The 21,820-nt window shown below is 45.3% G+C and carries 22 protein-coding genes and 1 pseudogene; 13 read left to right on the plus strand and 10 right to left on the minus strand.

All coding sequences use genetic code 11. The features are described from left to right. Positions 1-513 precede the first annotated feature (513 nt). Together BM021_RS15315 and cls are read left to right on the plus strand one after the other, a co-directional pair. Positions 514-939 (plus strand): annotated as a pseudogene (locus BM021_RS15315) (transposase). A 16-nt stretch (positions 940-955) separates the two neighbouring features. Then, complete coding sequence (gene cls / locus BM021_RS12690; RefSeq protein ID WP_090721415.1) at positions 956-2,347, plus strand: cardiolipin synthase; 1,392 nt, start codon at positions 956-958, stop codon at positions 2,345-2,347. A gap of 403 nt (positions 2,348-2,750) precedes the next feature. Here cls and BM021_RS12695 read toward each other — a convergent pair whose 3' ends face one another. Both BM021_RS12695 and BM021_RS12700 read right to left on the minus strand, forming a co-directional pair. Next, positions 2,751-3,014 carry a hypothetical protein gene (locus tag BM021_RS12695; protein WP_090721396.1) on the minus strand — a complete coding sequence of 88 codons (264 nt, stop codon included), beginning with the start codon at positions 3,012-3,014 and terminating at the stop codon, positions 2,751-2,753. 425 nt (positions 3,015-3,439) lie between these two features. After that, entirely contained in the window at positions 3,440-3,823 is a 384-nt protein-coding gene (locus tag BM021_RS12700; protein ID WP_090721397.1) for an exosortase system-associated protein, TIGR04073 family, read from the minus strand. A gap of 333 nt (positions 3,824-4,156) precedes the next feature. On the opposite strand from BM021_RS12700, the gene BM021_RS12705 reads away from it, so the two are divergent. Continuing rightward, positions 4,157-4,978 (plus strand): Crp/Fnr family transcriptional regulator, encoded by an 822-nt coding sequence (locus BM021_RS12705; RefSeq protein WP_256207914.1) that lies wholly within the window; start codon positions 4,157-4,159, stop codon positions 4,976-4,978. 325 nt (positions 4,979-5,303) lie between these two features. Here the strand turns inward: BM021_RS12705 and BM021_RS12710 are convergent, their stop codons facing one another. From BM021_RS12710 to polX, 3 genes are all read right to left on the minus strand, one after another. After that, entirely contained in the window at positions 5,304-5,804 is a 501-nt protein-coding gene (locus tag BM021_RS12710) for a hypothetical protein (RefSeq protein ID WP_090721398.1), read from the minus strand. 112 nt (positions 5,805-5,916) lie between these two features. Continuing rightward, positions 5,917-6,573 (minus strand): phosphoribosyltransferase, encoded by a 657-nt coding sequence (locus BM021_RS12715; RefSeq protein ID WP_090721399.1) that lies wholly within the window; start codon positions 6,571-6,573, stop codon positions 5,917-5,919. A gap of 21 nt (positions 6,574-6,594) precedes the next feature. Beyond that, the gene (polX, locus tag BM021_RS12720) at positions 6,595-8,322 is read right to left on the minus strand and encodes a DNA polymerase/3'-5' exonuclease PolX (protein WP_090721400.1); all 1,728 of its coding nucleotides are present in this window, start codon (positions 8,320-8,322) and stop codon (positions 6,595-6,597) included. Between the two features lie 133 nt (positions 8,323-8,455). On the opposite strand from polX, the gene BM021_RS12725 reads away from it, so the two are divergent. The 10 genes from BM021_RS12725 (at position 8,456) to BM021_RS15320 (ending at position 17,515) form a co-directional block, all read left to right on the plus strand. After that, a complete protein-coding gene (locus tag BM021_RS12725) occupies positions 8,456-8,863 on the plus strand; it encodes an archease (protein ID WP_090721401.1) in 408 nt (135 codons plus the stop codon). Next, entirely contained in the window at positions 8,860-10,287 is a 1,428-nt protein-coding gene (locus BM021_RS12730) for an RtcB family protein (protein ID WP_090721402.1), read from the plus strand. The genes BM021_RS12725 and BM021_RS12730 overlap by 4 nt, the downstream gene beginning before the upstream one ends. Before the next feature lie 47 nt (positions 10,288-10,334). Further along, complete coding sequence (gene hpf, locus BM021_RS12735; RefSeq protein ID WP_090721403.1) at positions 10,335-10,889, plus strand: ribosome hibernation-promoting factor, HPF/YfiA family; 555 nt, start codon at positions 10,335-10,337, stop codon at positions 10,887-10,889. A gap of 42 nt (positions 10,890-10,931) precedes the next feature. Further along, entirely contained in the window at positions 10,932-11,516 is a 585-nt protein-coding gene (locus BM021_RS12740; RefSeq protein WP_090721404.1) for an isochorismatase family protein, read from the plus strand. Further along, a complete protein-coding gene (locus tag BM021_RS12745) occupies positions 11,513-12,883 on the plus strand; it encodes a nicotinate phosphoribosyltransferase (protein ID WP_090721405.1) in 1,371 nt (456 codons plus the stop codon). The genes BM021_RS12740 and BM021_RS12745 overlap by 4 nt, the downstream gene beginning before the upstream one ends. Before the next feature lie 214 nt (positions 12,884-13,097). Then, the gene (locus BM021_RS12750; RefSeq protein WP_090721406.1) at positions 13,098-13,604 is read left to right on the plus strand and encodes a BCAM0308 family protein; all 507 of its coding nucleotides are present in this window, start codon (positions 13,098-13,100) and stop codon (positions 13,602-13,604) included. A 112-nt stretch (positions 13,605-13,716) separates the two neighbouring features. Continuing rightward, on the plus strand, positions 13,717-14,166 hold the full coding sequence (locus BM021_RS12755) for a CBS domain-containing protein (RefSeq protein WP_090721407.1): 450 nt from the start codon (positions 13,717-13,719) through the stop codon (positions 14,164-14,166). Positions 14,167-14,326: 160 nt separating this feature from the next. Further along, positions 14,327-16,702: an endopeptidase La gene (lon, locus tag BM021_RS12760; protein WP_090721408.1), complete on the plus strand. Its 2,376-nt coding sequence runs from the start codon at positions 14,327-14,329 to the stop codon at positions 16,700-16,702. Between the two features lie 183 nt (positions 16,703-16,885). Then, the gene (locus BM021_RS12765) at positions 16,886-17,086 is read left to right on the plus strand and encodes a hypothetical protein (RefSeq protein WP_090721409.1); all 201 of its coding nucleotides are present in this window, start codon (positions 16,886-16,888) and stop codon (positions 17,084-17,086) included. 141 nt (positions 17,087-17,227) lie between these two features. Then, positions 17,228-17,515 (plus strand): DUF2934 domain-containing protein, encoded by a 288-nt coding sequence (locus tag BM021_RS15320; RefSeq protein WP_143074349.1) that lies wholly within the window; start codon positions 17,228-17,230, stop codon positions 17,513-17,515. Positions 17,516-17,542: 27 nt separating this feature from the next. Here the strand turns inward: BM021_RS15320 and BM021_RS12775 are convergent, their stop codons facing one another. The 5 genes from BM021_RS12775 to BM021_RS12795 all read right to left on the minus strand — a co-directional run bounded on the left by BM021_RS12775 (position 17,543) and on the right by BM021_RS12795 (position 21,454). Then, on the minus strand, positions 17,543-18,172 hold the full coding sequence (locus BM021_RS12775; RefSeq protein WP_090721410.1) for a dienelactone hydrolase family protein: 630 nt from the start codon (positions 18,170-18,172) through the stop codon (positions 17,543-17,545). Further along, a complete protein-coding gene (gene amrS / locus BM021_RS12780) occupies positions 18,169-19,266 on the minus strand; it encodes an AmmeMemoRadiSam system radical SAM enzyme (RefSeq protein ID WP_090721411.1) in 1,098 nt (365 codons plus the stop codon). Before amrS ends, BM021_RS12775 begins: the two co-directional genes overlap by 4 nt. Then, a complete protein-coding gene (amrA, locus tag BM021_RS12785; RefSeq protein ID WP_090721412.1) occupies positions 19,259-19,852 on the minus strand; it encodes an AmmeMemoRadiSam system protein A in 594 nt (197 codons plus the stop codon). Before amrA ends, amrS begins: the two co-directional genes overlap by 8 nt. A gap of 11 nt (positions 19,853-19,863) precedes the next feature. Then, complete coding sequence (gene amrB, locus BM021_RS12790) at positions 19,864-20,646, minus strand: AmmeMemoRadiSam system protein B (RefSeq protein WP_090721413.1); 783 nt, start codon at positions 20,644-20,646, stop codon at positions 19,864-19,866. A gap of 121 nt (positions 20,647-20,767) precedes the next feature. Beyond that, positions 20,768-21,454: an HhH-GDP family DNA glycosylase gene (locus BM021_RS12795; RefSeq protein ID WP_256207915.1), complete on the minus strand. Its 687-nt coding sequence runs from the start codon at positions 21,452-21,454 to the stop codon at positions 20,768-20,770. Between the last annotated feature and the right edge of the window lie 366 nt (positions 21,455-21,820).

The raw sequence follows: 21,820 nt of genomic DNA on the forward strand, positions 1-21,820 counted from the left end.
CAATATGCTCTGATATGCAATGAGTAATTCTATTTTACTCAACACATCGAGCATATCAGGGAAACGCTTGTATTTTGATAAGGGAAACTATTAGATGATATTAGGAAAACTATTAGATGATATTAGGAAAACTATTAGATGGTATTGGCTTTACCTGACAACTCATCTATTAAATCGCTACAATGTGAACAAATAACTATTCTAAGCAAACATAAAAGGAAATCAGATAACGAGCATTCTGCGCAGGCTCCCGTAGAGTATTCGCATGATTGCATCATTAATTATTGAACAGACTTGCATTGATTTAATCAAAATAAATTAAAATAACATCGATTTGCTTTCAATTATGGAGCTATTTAGGTCTGTTGACGTTTTGAGGTAAGAATTTCATACATAAAAACAAATTCCCAATATTGAGGTTCCATACCACCCATAAGACGAGCTTGAGATACCCGATTGATACTCAGTGATGAGTTCTGGTCGAAACTAGAGAAGATTCTGCTTTAAGAAGCGATTTATAACAAGCGCAATCTGCCCATAACGGCAGAAGGTATGCTTACTGGGTGCGAGTGGGTTGCCCGTGGCGAGATTTGACCTTAAGCGCTTGAGTGCTGGAATTCAATCTATAAAAGATCAATGCTTGGTCATTAAGTAACAAGTGGAATAGGATTTTCAAAACCCTGATGATTGATTCGGATTGGGAGTGGGAATTCATTAATGGCAGCTACGTTAAAGCATATAACCATAATGCGGGAGCGACAGGTCAAGAAGCGCAGGCCCATCGGGAAATGCCGTACAGGCTTGTATCGGCATTTGTTGGAAAAATACCTTTGCGCGACTCAAGCGGTATCTGGCAATGGCCACCGGTATGACAAGCTGAAGAGAAATTTTGAGCGTATGGTAACTATTGCATGTGGATATCTCTGGCTATCTATGTGAAATGTCAACAGACCTAATGAATATTAAAAAAATTTTTATTATTAACTCTGCAAAGATTGTTTTGTCGCTTTGGATAGTATTACTTTTAGGTTGCGAATCAATTCCTGTGATTTCACCCCAACTTGCTTCACACTCCAATTCTGTTCGATTCGAGAGTATATATGGGCCCCTTACTCCTAAACAAAGCGAAGAAATTCTTAACAAACTTAAAAGTAATAACCCAGAGACCATTATCTTTGGTAAGCATTTGAGCTTTGAAGAGGAGGTCTCAGACCATCCATTAGTGATAGGCAATAAAGTTGAGTTACTTGTAGATGGCCCGGCGACTTATAGTTCTATGACTGAAGCCATAGAGAATGCAAAGGATCATATCAATATAGAAATATACAATATCGATGATGATGAGGTAGGGCGACATTTTGCTGAGCTACTAATAAACAAGCAGCGAAGCGGTGTACAAGTAAATATTATTTATGATAGTTTTGGTTCAATGAATACACCAGAAGCATTCTTCAAACAGCTGAAAGAGAGTGATATAAATGTTCTGGAATACAATCCAATTAATCCACTTGTAGTTAGCAGAGGCTGGAATATTAATCGCCGAGATCACCGTAAGCTGTTGATAGTAGACGGAAGAATATCCTTTCTTGGAGGAATAAATATCAGTAGCGTATACTCCAGTGGTTCATTTGGCAAATCTAAATCAAGTAAAAATAACCAGCCATGGCGGGATACCCATCTACGAATAACTGGACCAGTTGTCAGAGAATTCCAGAAACTATTTATGTCATCTTGGTTCGAGCAAAAAGGCGAAACATTAGTATCTAAAAACTATTACCCTCACCTAGTCAGTGAGGGTGATGAAATAGTTCGGGCCATTAGCAGTACACCCGACAAGTTTTACAGTCAAATTCATTCAATCTTGCTTTCGGTTATCCACAATGCCAAAAGCACGATTTTATTGACCAACGCCTATTTTGTTCCCGATCTGCATTTGCTTAATGCTCTGAAAGATGCTGCTCAACGAGGGGTAGATGTGAGGTTATTGTTACCCGAAAAAACAGACTCGATAATTGTATCGTATGCAATACGCTCATATTATGATGAACTGTTGAATGCCGGAGTAAAAATATATACCCGTCAAGATGCATTGTTACACGCCAAAACAGTGTTAGTAGATGGAGTGTGGTCGACCATAGGATCAACCAATTTTGATAGGCGTAGCTTACGCCTTAATCACGAACTTAATGCCATAATAATCGGAGAGGATTTTTGTACTCAAATGAATTCCTTGTTCAATAAGGACTTGAAATTCTCTAAATTAATAACCCTCGAAGAATGGCGAGAGCGTTCAGCAGGTGCTCGCCTCAAAGAAAAAATGGCGCGTTTGTGGGCGCAGTGGCTATAAAATAACTTTCAAGAAATCTCCAGAATGCACGAGAACCTTCCTGATTTCGAATGTAGTTTCAAACTATATTTTTTATAAAAAATTATTACTTGAAACACTTGCTGGGAACAAGAACAGTTTCATACGACCACAAAACAAGGTGAGTTAAAGTAGCTTGGCCCCTTGCAAAACACTCGCTTCGATTCCACCAGAAAGCCCATTACTCTACAAGCACGGGATTATGCTGTTTAGCTCGGCTGCCAAATTTAACGAACCGATTTTGTATTTGATGATGTTCTGCTGAAAACTATTCATGGGATTATTCCTTTGCACTTGCGCGTTTTAATTGATAAAGTTTTTTACACCTCTATCAAACCGGATAATCCCACCTTGGGCAAAAGGACTGTCATGGACATGTTTTTAATTAATCTACTTTGTCTTTCATTTCCGATGACTTGTCTTTAACTAAGTCTTTTCCTTCTTCAGCGCGATTTTCAATTCTCCTCTTCGCGCATTCAGTATCAGTACCCGTACAAGTTGCTTCTTCTACGCGATTAATTGACTTGTTAGCATCGCGTTCTATATCTTTTGAAACTGCTCTACCTTTTTCAGATAATGTTTCGGTCGCATAGGTAGTTGAAAAAAGCAAACCTATAGTCAACATCAGAAAAAAACTAAATAACTTCATTAACATACCTCCTTAATTTAAATTCACTTACCCGACATTTAACAAGATACATAGTTAATAATGCCCATTCTTCTCATACTCATCTGTACGGTATAGAACATTACCGATAATCAGCTCAGGTACTTATGGACAGCTTGTATTAGTCGATAATGGCGGAATTTGAGGTATGGACGTATTATTTGCTCAAATTTTTCCCTACATCTTTATCATAGGCGTCCATTCCGTATCTTCTGGCGGCATCTGATCAGTGCATTTTATCCAGCTAATTTCTTCACTCATGGGTATCTCCCAGCCTAATAAAGCACTCCGTCGCAAGCAACGGGGTAATAACTGCGTTTTTCAATCTGTTGGTTTTCAACCAGCTTCCGCCCCAAGAGCGGGGAATTGAACCCGCAGAGATTAAAAAGAAAAAATTTTCGTCTAGATTATCTACCCATTCGCCATCCAAAATACTCGGATTCTTGTGAGAAATCTTCCCAAATGAAAGCCGGGTTCGGACTTGGAAAGGTTGGCAACCAGAAAGTAACCAGGTCCGCTGCCCCGCTTGCCGTGCGGCTAGCGGTATGAAAAACACCCATCATTACGCCCTCAATAAATTTAATTAATACATTCTCTTCCTTTTGACGCCATAAAATAATATTTTTTGGCAGCTCCATCCATCCAGTGGTGAGATTGGCTACACCGCTTAAAATCTTCATACCCGCCCTGTTAAAATAAATTCTGGAAGTGATTTCTTCTGTAGCTTGGGCTTGAGATGAAAAAAGCGATAGCAAAAATACTATCAAAGCTAAGCGGGTTATTGTTCTCATTTCTAGAACTCCTTCTTAAGTTTTAAACAAACGACGTCACAATATTTCATTCTATTGCACTGAATCGTTGAAGCTTACAGTATCTGCTCGAGGTAATTTATAAAAATTGATCATTATCAATCACTAACTCCGGAATTCGGAATAGGATATTTCTTCTCAGTTCTAGGTTTGAATTTAAAAAAATTTCTGGTAATGACCTCCAACTTCCATGAATTGATTGTAATTACAAAGCACAGCTATTATTATGTAAAAACTGTTGCCTTATTAAGATAATAATAATCATTCAAATACTGAGTAAGTTATTTGAATAAATAATTGAAGGAGGTATATTTTATGTTGAGTAATTCTTATCATCCTAAGCAGAATCAACTCATTAATATGCTTCCTTCAGAAGATTTCGAGCATATTTCCCCTCATTTAGAATTTGTCCAGCTGTCTTTAGGGGAAGTTCTTTACGAATCGGGAGAAAATCTGTATTACGTTTATTTTCCGATTGATTGCATCATATCAATGCTGTATGTATTGGAAAATGGCTCGTCAGCAGAAATTGCTGTGATCGGTTTTGAAGGTGCAATTGGCCTTTCCCTCTTCATGAGCGGTCAATCCATGCCCCATCGGGCTGTCGTGCAAAGCAAAGGTTGTGCCTATCGAATAAAACACAAACACTTTATGCAAGAATTTAACCGGCACACTGGCTTGCTTTGCACTATGTTGAAATATACGCAAGTGCTCCTCACCCAAATGGCACAGACCGCCGTTTGCAATCGTCATCATTCGATTGATCAGCAACTTTGCCGGTGGTTGCTGTTAAGCCTGGATCGACTTCATGCCAATGAATTGTTCATGACTCAGGAATTGATTGCTAATATGCTGGGCGTGCGCCGCGAGGGAGTTACAGATGCGGCCAGGAAGCTACAGCAAGCGGGATTGATTCAATACCGGCGAGGCCATATTACGGTATTGGATAGAATAGGACTTGAAGCTCGAGTTTGTGAATGCTACCACGTCGTTAAAACAGAATCAGACCGCTTATTAGGAATTGAACCGGCAGAAACATTAAAAAAGCATCGCATCCCTATTCCATGGGTACGTTACCCTGCAACACCTGAAGAAAGCAGAAATTTTTCTCTTGAAAGAAAAATCCGAGAAACCTAGTTTCCCATCCTAATCATCGTTTACTTATCTGGCTCACACACGACCTTTTGTTGAATAGGATCAGTCACAGCAACTGTAATACCGGTGATATATACAGTGTCCTCAGTACTCTCTTAAGCAAGCAATTAATAAGCGCATAAAACTGTAAATCATTGGCGCGTATCATCTTCAGACTGAATTCCAGCTCTATCTCTATCTTATGCACTAAAGTTCACGGATCGATGCTTCCGTAGGTTAAGTTGCATGAGCTCCTACGGAAATTCCCTAAGACTACATCACTCTTGCCAGATTGCTCTCATCAAATACAGCATCAGGGGGAACTTTTTTATTCGTAACGGATAAATTCCTCTGCCAGCGCATCCTTACCATGACGGTCGATCAAGGCCTCAATCTCTGCAAGCAAAAAATCGTCTTCATCCTCATCCAACACCCCGTCGCCTATCAAACTGGCAGCCAAACCAGAAACCATGGCATCTCTTACGATGCCCAAGGTCGGTGGATACGCTCGATCCTTGTCGTTGATTACAGCATCAATAACTCGCGACAAGGGTTCACTGGCCATTTCCTGCACAAAATCGATGGCTAATGCCGTCTCGCCATATTCCTCGATCAATGCATCCAGTTCATCCAGTAACGATTCATTGATATCAAAATGATGTAACTGTTCTGTTTCAGTAAATTCATGAGTAAGCACTCCGGTAACAAAGTCATGAATAGTGGCAAGTGTAATAAGCTGCTCAGGTTCTGCTCTATTTACTCTATTCTCAATGAGCGCCGATAAATTAGGGCTGACCCGTGTTGAGACATCAATCGGATTTCGTATCATGGCAAACTCCTTATCGATATACATTTCACATGCGCTGGTTGCAAAATAGCGTTTATTTATATCTCATACCATCAGCATACTCAGGGGTATGTAACTTCTCCCAACAGCATACTCATTCATCCGCTATTGGGCTATTGGCCGAAGCTGAATCGGCAAGGCAGGCAATCACCTCTTCATCGGTCACTTGTGGAAAATCCACATAAAATTGTCCTACAGCATAGAAATTGTCGGGCGATGAGAGGCACACAATTCGATCAGCTTTTGCTTCCAGCTTTCGCAAAGTATCAGGTGGTGCCACCGGGATGGCACAGACCAGTTCCGCCGGATTCTTGTTACGTACGGCATGCAGTGCAGCAATCATCGTTGAACCTGTGGCCAAACCATCATCAATGATAATTGCGATGCGGCCAGTAGGATCCACTGGCGGACGCTGGGGAGTATATTGAGCACGCCGCCGCCGAATGACTTCCATCTGAGCAGATACTTCCTGATCGATATAATCCTGGTCTGCGCCAGCTTGTCCGGCATAGTCAGCCAGATAAACCCAGCCGCTTTCATCCACGGACCCGATAGCAAACTCCGGATTGCCTGGTGCACGCAATTTACGCACCAGCACCACATCCATTTCACCCTTTAATTGTTGCGCAATAATCTTAACCATCGGTACAGCACCTCTGGGAATGGCCAATACCAAAGGATTTTTATCACGATATTCAGAGAGTGCTTCCGCCAGTTTATTGGCTGCTGTCATACGGTCGGAAAAAATCATAGCTTACTCCTTCGCATAAAATTATGACATGGTACGATTGATCAGCAGGCGCAATTGCTTCAGCGAGCGGGAATTCAGTACATCCTGTTTTTCCAGCCAGCCACGCCGTGCTTGCCCAATGCCAAAGCGCAGATTGGAAAAATCATAAATACTATGAGCATCGGAATTAATGCTAACCAGTACCCCTTCTTCCTTAGCCATTTGACAATGGGTATCAAGCAAATCCAATCGTTCCGGATGTGCATTTAATTCCAAAAAGCAGCCCCGCTTCCTGGCTTCACGGATAATGCGCAGCATGTCAACATCATAGGGGGCACGCCGCTGAAGCAGGCGTCCTGTGGGATGTGCCAGCAAAGTAAAATACCGGTGTTGCATGGCACGTAATATACGTTCTGTTTGTCTGGCACGTGACAGGTTAAAATTGCTATGCACTGCACCCACCACCAGATCAAGCCGTGCCAGGGCGCTATCCGGCAGGTCCAGATTGCCGTCTTCCAGGATATCCACCTCGATGCTCTTGAGCAAGGTGATTCCCTTCAATTCGGCGTTCAGTTGATCAATCTCATCGCATTGCTGCATCAATCGCAACGGATCGAGACCATGGGTGAAAACCAGCCGACGCGAGTGTTCGGTAATTGCCAGATATTCAAAGCCATGGGATAAGCCTGCCAGCGCCATTTCGCGCAATGTATTATGCCCATCTGTGGCTTTGGTGTGCGCGTGCAAATCACCGCGCAGGTCTGTTTGCTCCACCAACCGGGGTAATTGCCCTGTTTTTGCGATCACAATCTCCCCGCGGTTTTCGCGCAATTCAGGAGGAATATAAGGGAGGCCGACCGCGGCATATACCGATGCCTCGCTCTTACCCGCGATGCGAATGTTGTTCCGAAAAACACCATATTCGTTGATTTTTAATCCTTTCTTCTGGGCGATGCGTCGGATTGCAATGTTATGCGCTCTGGAGCCTGTAAAATAATGCAGGGCTGCGCCATAGGATTCTTCTTTGACAACGCGTAAATCCACTTGCAGGCCGCATTTAAGCATCACGCTGGCCCGGGTGGCCCCCGCCGATAATATCTCAACCACTTCATCGTAAGTGGTAAAACGTTGCACTACCGGGCTTGACGTGGAGGCTACGATCAGAATATCCAGATCTCCAACCGTTTCACGCATGCGCCGATAACTACCGGCCAGTGTTACTTGAGCCGCGCCCGGGATTGCTAATAAAAATTTTTGCAATGCTTCCGCATACTGTGCCGCCACGGCCAGTTTGAAGCGTTGCGACTGATGGGTATGGGCTTCTATGGCTTGCAGAATGTTATTCTCCGTTTTTTCGCCAAAGCCGGGTACAGCCCGAATTCGTCCATCACGCGCAGCCCGGTACAACTGTTCGACCGTTTGTACATCCAGATCATGATACAGCGCTTTTACCCGCTTTGGACCAAGGCCAGGGATTTTCAGAAGCTCGGTAATGGCAGGCGGCAATTCGGCGTGTAAGCGCTCCAGCAAGCCACAGTAGCCGCTGACAACAATTTCTTTGATTTTACTTGCAAGATCATTGCCGATACCCGGTAAGCGGGTGAGATCATCGCCTTTTTCCAGTAACTGAGATACTTCCTGAGAAAGTTCACCCACCACGCGGGCAGCATTGCGATAAGCACGGATACGAAACGGATTCGCTCCCTGGATTTCAAGTAAATCCGCAATTTCTTCGAAGATAATGGCAATATCAGCATTGTGTTTCGGCATGCAGATTCTCCCGTTTGAACTTCGTACACGGCTACATCGACAGGTATAGGAAAATACTTTTTCAAACAGATTAATGCATTTTATGTCATAAAACCACTACAATGAAAATGCATTTTCTCGAAATGGCTAAGACATGAACTCATCATATTTTGAACATGATGCCGACATAGGGATTATCGGCCAAGGCATAACCATCGAACAATCGTTTGAAGACGCTGCACGTGCCGTATTTGCGATTATTACCCATCTTGAGGCAGTAGAACCAAATATTGCGGTAACGATCGAATTTGAAGAATCTGATCCTGAGTTGGCACTTGTTGTCTGGCTTAATCTTATTCTGGGAAAGTCACGGGAGCTCGGCATGGTATTCAGTCGCTTTCACGTTCAACGGCATGGTGATCAATGGCATGCGACTGCATTTGGTGAAAAGTGGCATGATGGAATGGAGCGTGGTGTTGAAGTCAAAGGCGCAACCCTGACCATGCTGGCGGTAAAACAAATTGGCCCGATATGGGAATCTCGTTGCGTGGTGGACGTATGAACATACAACAATTACATCAGTTGCACACGTATCTCTGGACACTGCCGCGCGCAGCCGATGAGAAACGTGCGGAAGTTTTACTTTACGGCAGCATGCCTTTACTCCAAAGTATGGATGATAAGGTGTTAGAGCAAATCGCCAATGTAGCTGCTCTACCCGGCTTGGTCGGTGCAGCGATGACCATGCCGGATGCGCATTGGGGGTATGGGTTTCCAATCGGCGGCGTAGCGGCATTTGATGCTGAACAAGGCGGCGTGATTTCAGCAGGTGGCGTCGGTTTTGACATTTCCTGCGGGATTCGCTGCCTGCGCAGTAATCTGAATTTGGATGATGCTGCGCCGCATTTGAATCAGCTAGCTGATCGGTTGTTCAAAACCATTCCTGCTGGCGTGGGCGAAGAAGGCAATATCAACCTGAATCCGCAGCAACTCGACCAGGTGCTCGAAGGCGGCGCACAGTGGGCGGTAAAACAGGGTTACGGTGACATCGCTGATCTGGAATACGTTGAGGAAAATGGACGTGTGTCCGGCGCCGTGCCGGAGAATGTATCTGAACTGGCAAAAAAACGCCAACACGGCGAGATGGGTACACTAGGTTCAGGCAATCATTACCTTGAAGTGCAGGTAGTCGATCATATTTACGACAGTACGGCTGCGCAAGCTTTTGGCCTGCAGAAAGGCCAGCTCGTCATCTCCATTCACTGCGGTTCGCGGGGACTCGGACATCAAATTGGTACCGATTATCTGGTAACACTAGCAAGGACAGCCAGTCGGCTTGGCATCCACTTGCCCGATCGGGAATTGGCTTGCGCACCGGTGAAATCCCCGGAAGGCCAGCAATATATCGGTGCCATGAAAGCCGCCATTAATTGTGCGCTAGCTAACCGGCAAATCCTGGCGCACCTCACCCGCACAACGTTTACAGAAGTTTATCCGCATGCCACACTGGAGACGCTGTTTGACGTCTCACATAATACGTGCAAGGAAGAGATGCACGAAGTGGATGGCAAGCCCAGGTTGCTGCATGTGCATCGCAAAGGTGCGACGCGTGCCTTTGCGCCGGGACATCCCAAGCTGCCGGCGCAGTATCGTGCCGTGGGTCAGCCTGTCATCATTGGCGGTAGTATGGGCACTGGCTCCTATATTCTTGCTGGTAACAGTGGTAATCAAGCTTTTGCGTCATCAAGCCATGGCGCAGGTCGCGCGATGAGCCGCAATCAAGCGCTAAAGCGCTGGCATGGCCGCGCACTGATTGACGAATTGCGGCAACAAGGCATACTGATTCGCACCCGCTCGATGCGCGGCGCGGCAGAAGAAGCGCCGGGCGCTTACAAGGATGTCGATGAGGTGGCCGTAGTTACGGAACAAGCCGGACTGGCGCGCAGGGTGGCTTTCCTGCGTCCGAAAGTATGCATTAAAGGATAACTTTTGCAAAATAACGTTATAACTCAACCCATCAGGAGGAAATTGCCATGGCACTCATATTGCAAATCACCACGCGGGATGTTCCCCACTCTGAAGCACTTGAAAGCCATATCCGGGAAAAAGCGGAAAAACTTGGAAAGTTTTATCCTCATATCATGAGCTGCCGGATCACCGTCGAGCTTCCGCATAAGCATAAACATCAGGGACGGCTGTTTGATGTGCACATTGACATTACAGTGCCCGGGAGTGAGTTAGTAGTCAATCGGGTCGCCAATGAAGATGTGTATGTTGCCGTGCGGGATGCTTTCGATGCCGCCAAGCGGCAGTTGGAAGACTATGCCCGCCGTCAGCGCGGCGATACAAAAGTGCATGCACCGGTCCTCCATGGCAAGATAACACATCTGTTTAAAACGGAAGATTATGGTTTCATCGAAACCGTGGATGGTCTCGAATTATATTTTCACCGTGACAATCTGGCAGGTCATGATTTTGATCAGTTGGCAGAAGGCGATGAAGTGCAATTTCTTGAAGATATCGGAAGCGAAGGCTACCAGGCAAAGCGCATCAGCACAGGCAAGCACCATATTCCTGGCAGTGAATGATCGATTGCTGAAAAATGATGGGTATTGAGTACTCATTCAGTCATGAAAATTGTACCTGCTTCAGGGGACGCTTTGATTGTAGTTGACATGCAAAGTGATTTCCTGCCAGGCGGCAACCTCGCTGTGGCAGGAGGAAATGACATTATTCCGCTGCTCAACCACTACATGGCTTATTTTGCTGCGCATCAACTACCCGTCTTTGCCACGCGTTGCTGGCATCCGTCGAATCACTGTTCTTTTCAAGCGCAAGGTGGCATATGGCCGCCCCACTGCATCGCTGGATCAAAGGGCGCAGCATTCCATCCAGATCTTGAATTACCCATCAACACTCACATTATTTCCAAAGCAACTACACAGGAGAAAGATGCTTATTCCGGTTTTACCGATACTCAACTCAACGAATTATTACAGTCACTTGCCATTCAGCGAGTCTTCATTGGCGGAATTGCTACCGAATATTGTGTCTTCAATACGGTGAAGGATGCCCTTCGATTCCACTACACCACTTTCATACTTGAGGATGCTGTGGGCGCGATCAATCAGCGGCCAGAAGACGGTCAACAGGCACTTGAAGAAATGATTCATCTGGGTGCGCGTTCCATCCATTATGAGGAACTTGCGCCATGAATCCGCTATCCAGCCCTTTATTGGCCGATCTTTATCAATTCACCATGCTGCAAAGCTATATTGAGAAGGAGATGAAGGAAGTCGCGGTATTCGAGCTGTTTGTGCGTAAATTGCCGCCCGGTCGAAATTTCATGGTCGCGGCCGGACTCGAGCAAGTGATAGATTTCCTGGAAAACCTGCAATTCTCGCCGGAAGAACTGGACTGGCTCGCCACACGTTTTCCGCCGCATGTCATTACATATCTCGAGCAATTTCGCTTTGATGGAGATGTTCATGCGATGCCGGAAGGCACGCTTTTTTTCCCCGATGAACCCATCTTGAGGATTACTGCTAAACTGCCACAAGCCCAACTGGTAGAATCACGCATTATTAACCTGATGCATTTTGAAACATTGATCGCTTCCAAAGCGGCCCGCTCGGTGTTGGTAGCACCGGACAAACTGCTGGTCGATTTTGGTATGCGCCGGGCGCATGGTGCAGAAGCAGGATTACTGGCTGCGCGAGCGAGTTATCTGGCTGGATTTTCTGGCACGGCAACTGTGCTGGCTGGTGCACTGTTCGATATTCCATTATACGGTACGATGGCTCACTCTTTCATTCAGGCTCACCGTGATGAGAGCGAAGCCTTTGAACATTTTGCGCGCTCTCATCCGGATAATACGATTTTACTCATCGATACTTACGATACCGAGGCTGCAGCAAATAAAGTAGTTGTGCTGGCCAAGAAACTAAAAGCCGACAAAATCAACATTCAGGGCGTTCGCTTGGATAGCGGCGATTTGGCTGTGCATGCCCGCAATGTACGCGAGATACTCGATGCAGGGAGTCTGGAAGCTATTACTATTTTTGCCAGCGGTAATGTAGATGAATACAAATTGCATACCTTGTTATCCACCCATGCGCCCATTGATGGTTTTGGCATTGGCACTGCGTTGGATATTTCCATTGATGCACCCGCACTGGATTGTGCATACAAGCTGCAGGAATATGCCGGTATTCCACGTCGCAAACGCTCGGAAGGCAAAGCCACATGGCCAGGAAGAAAACAGGTTTACCGGAACTACCACAGCAATGGCCATATGACAGGAGATATCATCGCGCTGGAAGACAGCGATTTCCAGCCAGGCAAGCCGCTCCTTCAGCCTTTCATGCGAGCAGGTAAACGCCTTTCCTCCAGTCCATCCCTGCAGACAATACGCAGTCAAACGCTAGCCAATTACAAGTGCCTGCCTCCTTCTCTGGTTTCCCTCGATCCAGCGCCCAGCTATCCGGTAACGATTTCCGGGGCATTAAGAGCGATGGCCAATCAGCTAGATATGGCACATTCAACGGCAAGGTTAAATCAAACAACTTTCAATTATCCTTGATCTGTTTGAGTCAACCACTGGTACAGCTATTCAGCTGATCAGCCACCCATCTTCTTCCTGAATTTTCTGGCCAATCCTCTGCCGACTCAAAACCTCGTACCAAACAAGGTAAAAATGCTTGACAAAATTATCAAAGCGAGCAAGATTGAGTTGTTGTCATCCGAATGAATAATCTAGTCCAAAATAAGTAAGTTGCATAAAAAGGAGATTTATCATGGGTACAAAAAGTACAACACACCCCGGTTTTCATCAAATTACCCGTCGCAGTGGTATTTTGCAGGAACTCATCCACGATACTTATAAAATTAAGGGCAAGCTTCCGGAACCGACAGTCTGTTCACACTGCAGCGCGGTATTTCAGCAAGGACGATGGCAATGGCTTGAGAAACCTCTGAATGCGCATCAGCATACCTGTCCGGCTTGTCAGCGTGCTCTTGATCACTATCCGGCCGGATTTCTGACCTTAGAAGGTGATTTTTTCTTTGCGCATCGTGATGAAATCGTCAACCTGATACACAATATAGAACAAAGAGAAAAAGCCGAACATCCGCTGAAGCGAATCATGGCAATGGAGGAAAAGGATAACGCCGTATTGATAACAACCACCGATCTCCGCCTTGCCAGTGGTCTCGGCGAAGCTATCCACAATGCCTTTCAAGGTGATCTGGAAATTCACTATAACCCGGACGAAAACTTGGTGCGGGTAGATTGGTCGCGTTAAGCTATAGATTAAACGATAGATTAAAAGAATTATTCCAATTTACTTGCAGCAGCTTAGCCTTGGCAAAGTAATTTACTACTTACGTTTTCAGCAAAAAGTAAAGGAGAATATTATGACCATCGGTGAAATTTGCAATCGTGAAGTTATTGTAATTCAACAGGATGAAACAATTCTTGAGGCAGCCAAGCTGATGCGCCAATACCATGTGGGCGCTATCATCGTCGTCGACAAACCGAATGGACGCCGAGTCCCGGTGGGAATGGTCACTGACCGCGATCTTGTGGTGGAAATTCTAGCTACAGAACTGGATGAAACAGTGATTACCGTCGGTGATATTATGATACCGGACATATTTACCGTTAAAGAAAGTACTCCAACTTATGAAGCGATCGAATTTATGCGCCGAAAAACGGTCAGACGCTTACCGATTGTAGATGAAGCCGGAGAGCTGGTTGGTATTTTTACGTTAGACGATGCCCTGCAATTGCTATCAGAAGAAATACTTGATCTTGCCAAGCTGGTAAGGTACGAGCACAAGAAAGAAATACGGCATCGCCCGTAACGGATATTGATTCCAGGCAATGGGAAATTACACTCATTGCCCCATTGCTGAGAACAACCAAAAATTTAAAAATTTTATTGAATTCCTAGTCAAGCACTCAAATATTTTATTGAATATTGAAACCAGTTATTCAATCTCAATCTCTGGAGGATGAGTTGCTATGGAACACTCTACTACAACCAAATTTGAGTTGCCCGCCGATGTCATCGCATTGGTTCCCATGCGTAACGTGGTGTTATTTCCTCATGTGTTAATGCCTATTACGGTCGGCCGAGTCAAGTCAATTGCCACGGTAGAGCATGCACTGCAATCTAAAGCACCCATCGGTATCGTGCTGCAGAAAGATGCCGCTGTCGATGATCCAGGGCTTGAGGCGTTGTGCAGCATCGGTACGATTGCCAACGTGGTGCGTCATATCGCGTCAGATGACGGTACTCATCATGCCGTATGCCAAGGCGTGGAGCGTTTCCAGATTGAAGAAATTATCGAAGGCTATCCATTCATTGCAGCCCGGGTGAAACGCCTCAAGGAAGTGGCGCCCATCACGACGCAAACAGAGGCGCTTGCATTGCAACTGCGGGAACGCGCTGTCGAAATTCTATCTTTATTGCCTGGCGTACCAGCAGAACTCGCCCATGCATTGCAAGCCACACGGGCACCGTCGGATCTGGCCGATATCACTGCCAGCCTGCTGGATACTGAAATCAGTGAAAAGCAAATGCTGCTAGAAACTATCGACACCGAAAAACGGCTGCAAAAAGTGCTGCAGATTCTGTCCCGTCGTATCGAGGTCTTAAGACTGTCCCAGGAAATCGGCGAACGCACCAAAGAACAAATGGAAGATCGTGAGCGTAAATATTTATTACGCGAACAGCTGAAAGCGATTCAGAAAGAATTGGGTGAAGAGGGCGATAACGATCAAGAAATTGCACAATTGAATGAAGCAATCACTAAAGCCGGTATGCCCAGTGATATCGAAGCCCAGACGCGCAAAGAATTACAACGTTTGCAACGGATGCCGAGTGCATCCAGCGAGTATTCGATGCTGCATACTTATCTAGAATGGATGACTGAATTACCATGGAAATTACCTGAGGAAGTACCGATCGATTTGAATGCCGCGCGTCAGATCCTGGAAGCCGATCATTTTGGGTTAGAGCGTATTAAGCAGCGCATTATTGAGTTTCTGGCCGTACAAAAGCTGAAGCCTCAGGGGCGTGCGCCCATTCTTTGTTTTGTCGGACCGCCGGGTGTGGGTAAAACCTCGCTGGGCCAAAGCATTGCGCGAGCATTGCAACGATCTTTTGTACGGGTATCGTTAGGCGGGATTCATGATGAAGCTGAAATGCGCGGTCACCGCCGCACCTATATCGGTGCCATGCCCGGCAATATTATACAAAGTATACGCAAGGCAGGCTCGCGCAACTGTGTCATGATGCTTGATGAAATTGACAAAATGTCAGCCAGTATACAGGGCGATCCATCCGCCGCCCTGCTTGAAATACTGGATCCGGAGCAGAATTCAACCTTTCGGGATAATTATCTAGGAGTACCGTTTGATTTAAGCAGGGTGATTTTCATCGCAACAGCCAACGTCATCGACAATGTATCACCGCCGGTACGCGATCGCATGGAAATTATTGATTTGCCTGGTTACACTCAAGAAGAAAAGCTTCAAATTGCACTACGCTATTTAGTACAACGCCAAAGCGAAGCAAACGGTCTGCACGCGGAACAGTGCAAACTGACGCCTGAAGCACTGGAAAGTATTGTCGCAAATTATACTCGAGAGGCTGGTGTGCGGCAGTTCGAACGAGAAATCGGCCGGGTTATGCGTCATGCCGCTTTACGAATCGCAGAAGGCGAGCTCCAGCAAGTTTGCATTGATGCAGCCGATTTGGATGCGATTTTAGGTCCGAGAAAATTTGAACATGAATTGGCGCTTCGCACAGATTTGCCCGGGGTAGCCACGGGTCTGGCCTGGACACCCGTAGGCGGCGATATTTTGTTTATTGAGGCTACACGAGTGAATGGCAGCGGGCGACTGATTCTAACCGGACAACTCGGTGATGTAATGAAAGAAAGCGCCCAAGCGGCGCTCACCTTAGCCAAAGCACGCGCTACCGATCTTAATATTCCGGCATCTATGTTTGATGGCATTGACGTGCATCTGCATGTTCCGGCTGGTGCTATCCCAAAAGATGGGCCGAGCGCTGGTGTTGCAATGTTTATTGCCCTTACCTCACTATTTACCAATCGACCAGTACGCCATGATGTTGCAATGACTGGCGAGATCAGTCTACGGGGACTGGTATTGCCTGTGGGCGGCATTAAGGAAAAAATACTGGCAGCACAGCGCGCCGGTCTGCAAACGGTATTGCTTCCCGCACGCAACCAGAAGGATCTGCGCGAAGTACCGGAAGCAACGCGAATGGCCATGCAGTTTATTCTATTAGAAACCGCGGATGATGCAATTCAGGCTGCATTAAGCCAAACTGGAACACATTCCCTAAATTCAGAATTTAGGCTCGTCTGATTTTATGAATAAGGAGGAATACCCCACGTACGGATAACACTGAAGTGATTCTTATCTTTATCTGTAAATTTCTATGTAAAAAATAAATATTTACCTATTGACTTATTTAATTAATAATTTCAATATAACTGATGTTGTTTGTGATGGGGATAGGGGTATAACCATCTACAGGAGAAAACTCAAATGGAACAACATGAAATACCAATTAGTTTTAATATTATTAATCACTTAAGCAGAAAGAAAGATAACTATCCGTTTTATGAAGTTGGCCAATTAAGGCGTACTAAAATGCATGCGGCACGCCTTATTGATGCAGCAAATGATAGAAAAAATATCACTCTTCGCTCTGCATCAGCTACTGAACGCAAATTTTATATTCCGTAACTAGTACTAAAGACCGATAAATGTCCTGAATCAATACATTTATCTTGCAGTTAATAAACAGCCTATATTTATTACCGACCTGATATTGAGGTTGAAATAAGAACGCATCTACTTAACTCATAACATAAAGGAATATATCAAATGCCAAGCAAAGTAAATGAAGTGGGTATTAAGAAATCCGGTACTAGATTGTCTAAAAGTCAGAAAAATATACTCGCAAACCAGGCTGTTAACCAGGAAAACGCAATTGATCGCCGGGAAATGATCGCCAATGCTGCTTATTACCGGGCAGAAAAGCGCGGCTTTCAAGGCAATGAAGCTGATGCCGTACAAGATTGGCTTGAGGCAGAGATGGAAATAGACAATGAATTAGAAACATTTGATGTTGATGAAAGAGATTTTCAGTTTCCTCCCAACAAAATTGAATGAGCTTATCCGATAAGATATCGATCTTATTTATTGAAAATATTTTAAAAACCAGCTCGTTGCGAGTTGTGCAACCTGTTCTAATGTACCTGGTTCTTCAAATAAATGTGTTGCACCAGGTACAAGCGTTAGCTCTTTCTTGCAATTTAACAAGGCATAAGCCTCTTCGTTAAGTTCGATCACACCGTAATCCGCGCTGCCAACAATAAGCAATGTCGGGGCGATCACTTGGTTTAAAGCCACTTCTCCAGCCAGGTCAGGGCGCCCACCGCGTGATACGACAGCAGCAATAGCGCTTCCTTTCTCTGCCGCGGCCTGCAGCGCAGCAGCTGCACCGGTACTGGCCCCAAAATAACCCATGCGCAAGGTATTGATTTCAGGCACCGTTTGTAGCCAGGCGGTAGCGGCTAATAAGCGGCGCGTCAGCAGATCGATATCGAAACGCACCGCATAATCCTGATCTTCTGCGCGGGTCAGCAGATCGAATAGCAACGTACCGATGCCCTGCTGCTGCAGCACATTGGCAACAAAGGTATTGCGGGGACTGAAGCGACTGCTGCCACTGCCATGAGCAAACAACACGATACCTGATGCGGAAGGCGGCAATATCAGTTCGCCGCCGAGTTCAACTGAATCTGCTGGAATCTTTATAGTAGTCATGCTGATGCTCCAATCTTGACTGGAATACGTTGTCTCCCGAATTGACCGGAGAATTGCTCAAAACGACCTGCAATCGCAGCGTTACACTGCTCACAGTGACCATCCTGTGTCAATCGGTATTGTTTGATTTCATACCAGTTTCGCACAATCAAGACGCTTCCACATGCCGGACAATAGGTCGTATCACCTTCGAGATAATGCACATTACCGGTGTATACATACTGTAATCCGGCATCCAGCGCAATCTTACGGGCCTGAATCAAAGTTTCGGCTGGTGTAAAGGATCTATCCTTCATCTTGTAATCCGGGTGGAAAGCACTGAAATGCAGCGGCACATCGGTACCCAGTTCTTTAACGATCCAATTGCTCATTGCGCTGACTTCCTGCACGGAATCATTTAGACCTGGAATTAATAATGTTGTCAACTCAAGCCATACATTCGTTTCATGTTTCAGATACTGCAATGTCTCCAGCACAGGCTGCAGATGCGCGCCGGTTTGTTTGACATAAAATTCTTCGGTGAATGCCTTAAGGTCAACATTGGCAGCATCCATCTTGGCAAAAAAGTCGCGCCGTGGTAATGCATGAATATAACCCGCTGTCACAGCGACAGCTTTGATGTTTCTGTCGTGACAAGCATCTGCTACATCCATTGCATACTCAGCAAAGATTACGGGATCATTGTAAGTAAACGCAACACTCTTACAGCCGCAGCTTTCCGCATAGCGAGCAATATCTTCCGGGCTGGCCTGATCAGCCAGCTTGTCAAAACTCCGGGATTTGGAAATATCCCAGTTCTGGCAAAATTTGCAGGCAAGATTACAACCCGCAGTGCCAAATGACAAAATACTGCTACCAGGATAAAACTGGTTCAATGGCTTTTTCTCAATCGGATCAACACAAAACCCAGATGAACGTCCATAGGTTGTCAATACCATCGCATTCCCAACACGACCACGGACGAAGCAGGCCCCACGCTGCCCTTCGTGCAATTTGCAATCACGCGGACACAGATCGCACTGAATCCGGCCATCATCAAGCTGATGCCAATATTTGGCTGGATATTGCTCAGCCGCACCAATCGGTTCATCCATATATACACTCCTTAGAATAATCTATCTCACGCCATTTACTTACGGTATAGCAGGATAATTTGATTTCCTCCGTCCAGAAATCCTCAGATAATTTGGCCTTGGATTTTAACTTTGCAAGAAATTGCTGGGGTTGCGGGAGACTGTCCCATACCTGAGGTAGAAATGTGCTGCGATAAGGACCATACTCAAGCACAATCCCGTCAATGTTCGGGCGCAATTGCGCTAAGGCATCAGCTTCACTGATAAAAGTAAGCGGTTGCAGTTCAGATAATAGCGACACTTCTAAATTGATCGTATTCAGCTCACCCACTGCCAATGGCAGGAAACGAGGATCATGCAACGCAGCTGATACCGCATTGTTACTCACATCCTCAATCAACGGATCACAAGCTTGCAAAGAGCCGATACAGCCACGCAATTCGCCCCATTGCGTTAGGGTGACAAAGGTTGCTCCCGGCCGAGAGAGCCAGGCCATATATTCATCAATGGCTGCCGGCGCACAAGATACACGCAAAGCACGAGTAATAGCAGTACGTGCAATGCGCAACAGTGCTCTTCCTTGTTGCTCATTTTTCTCAAGTGGCATACCCATATTCCTTAATCAAACGCAATCGCAGTATAGCCAACTACTTGATGGCGTGGACCCGCAGTATCACCAGAGTTTCGCAAATCCAGCAAATGCGGAGTAAGTTGATGCTTCCGGGCTACCATGATCAAACCATTGATGGGGATACTTCCACACGCACCATCATAGTCAGTGAGGTACTGTAACTGCAGTATGGATTGCACTGTCTCAGCGTCCATCTGTTGAGCTACCGTATAGGGCAAATAATGAGAAAGATCGGAACTGATCACAATCAAAGTTTCTTCTCCTCCCCATACATGGTCCAGTACATCAGCCACTACTTCAGCAGACGCCTTACCAACTACCAGGGGCAGCAAGGTAAAATTACCCAGCATGTTTTGTAAAAACGGCAATTGTACTTCCAGGGAATGCTCCAAGGCGTGTGCATCTCGGCTGACAGTTACGTGGTGTAAGTCTATAATTGCATTAATTAAATCGGTATCTAGTTTCACCCCACCCAAGGGCGTATCAAAAACATCCACCCCTGGCAAAGCTAAGTTATGAATTGCCATTCGATGCGCGGGACCCAGCAATACTACACGTTCAATCATAGAAGCCACAGAATACAAACTAGCATAAGCCGTGGCTGCGACAATGCCAGAATACCTGTATCCAGCATGGGGAACAATTAACACTTTTGGCTTTAAATTATGTGGCTTAGCCTTCGTAAGTAAATGCTTTACATCCTGCACAAGCCATCGTGCATCAGCGGGATAAAACAGACCTGCTACCGCAGGCGAACGAATAGTTGTCATCACGTCTCTTAGTCATGTCATTGATAAACATCTGACACAAATTCAAGAAAAAAATTGCAACCACTCTATTCGTTTTAACTTACTTTACTTAAAATTTTTTAATATTTTCGGGTATTCAGCCTCATATTTCAGATCTTACTTTCTTTCTCTGACGGCGCAACCGTAGCCCGTAACGAATCAACGCAGCTTCAAAATCGGGAAAACTTGCCATGGGTATCCTCTGTTTGTCCCATAGTTTCTGTAGATTGATCAACGCCTGATCACTGTCATGGCAATTCTGTGAAAGAAATCCCAAAGCTTGAGCTGCTTGAAAAGCCAAAGCAGCCAGCGGGGGCGCTGCTTTACTCCAGCGGCCACGCAATTCACGCAAAAAAATCTGTGCAGTCACTGGCCCTATTCCCTTGCCTAGACTCATGACACGTTGTGCCAGATCATCAGAGTCTCGAGCTGCAGCGTGCAAACAATTTAAATTGCCTGCATAACGATCAAGCAAAGTTTGACTGACTGCAAGCAATTTAGTCGCTGTTTTATAATCATATCGTGTATAACTGCCTTGATCGAGAAGCGCAACCAATCCATCCCAACCTGTACGAATAATACTTTCCGGCGTTAAGACCGCTTCATGCTCAAATACTTGCCAAGTACGTGTGGCAATATTTTCTGAAATACGCGCACCATACAATATAGCGGCAAGCAACCATTTGTAGATTTCCTCTGCTTTCAGATCATCCAGTCGAATTCCCAATTGAGTCGCATAGCATCCACCGGATTCGGACAAAAGCATTGGAACGTCAAGAGCCTTAGCCATTGCAAGAATGTTGTAGTCATTAGTAAAAATATGGGGGGAATGTTAAGAATTTATATTTATTAGAAAGAAGCGCATATGGCGGAATTATAGTTTGATAGCATTGCTCATTTAGCAGCTCAAACAAAAACATTTTATAGGGGAATTATCCCAGCAATTTTTTTACAAGTTATTGTATTAAACACTTGTTATCAACCAGTTACTGAGAAAATCGTAAACTTGAGAAGATGATATTCAATCAATATTCCTGAAAATTTTTTAACAGACAATGAAACACTCCTGATATTGCTGATTTGATTGTTCATTTCCAGGATGCCTAGATTTTTACTTTGCTTTCATACTCATAAAAAAACCGGCACACCGGCTGTC

Origin of the sequence: Nitrosomonas sp. Nm166 (assembly GCF_900112825.1) — a bacterium.
GTDB lineage: Bacteria > Pseudomonadota > Gammaproteobacteria > Burkholderiales > Nitrosomonadaceae > Nitrosomonas.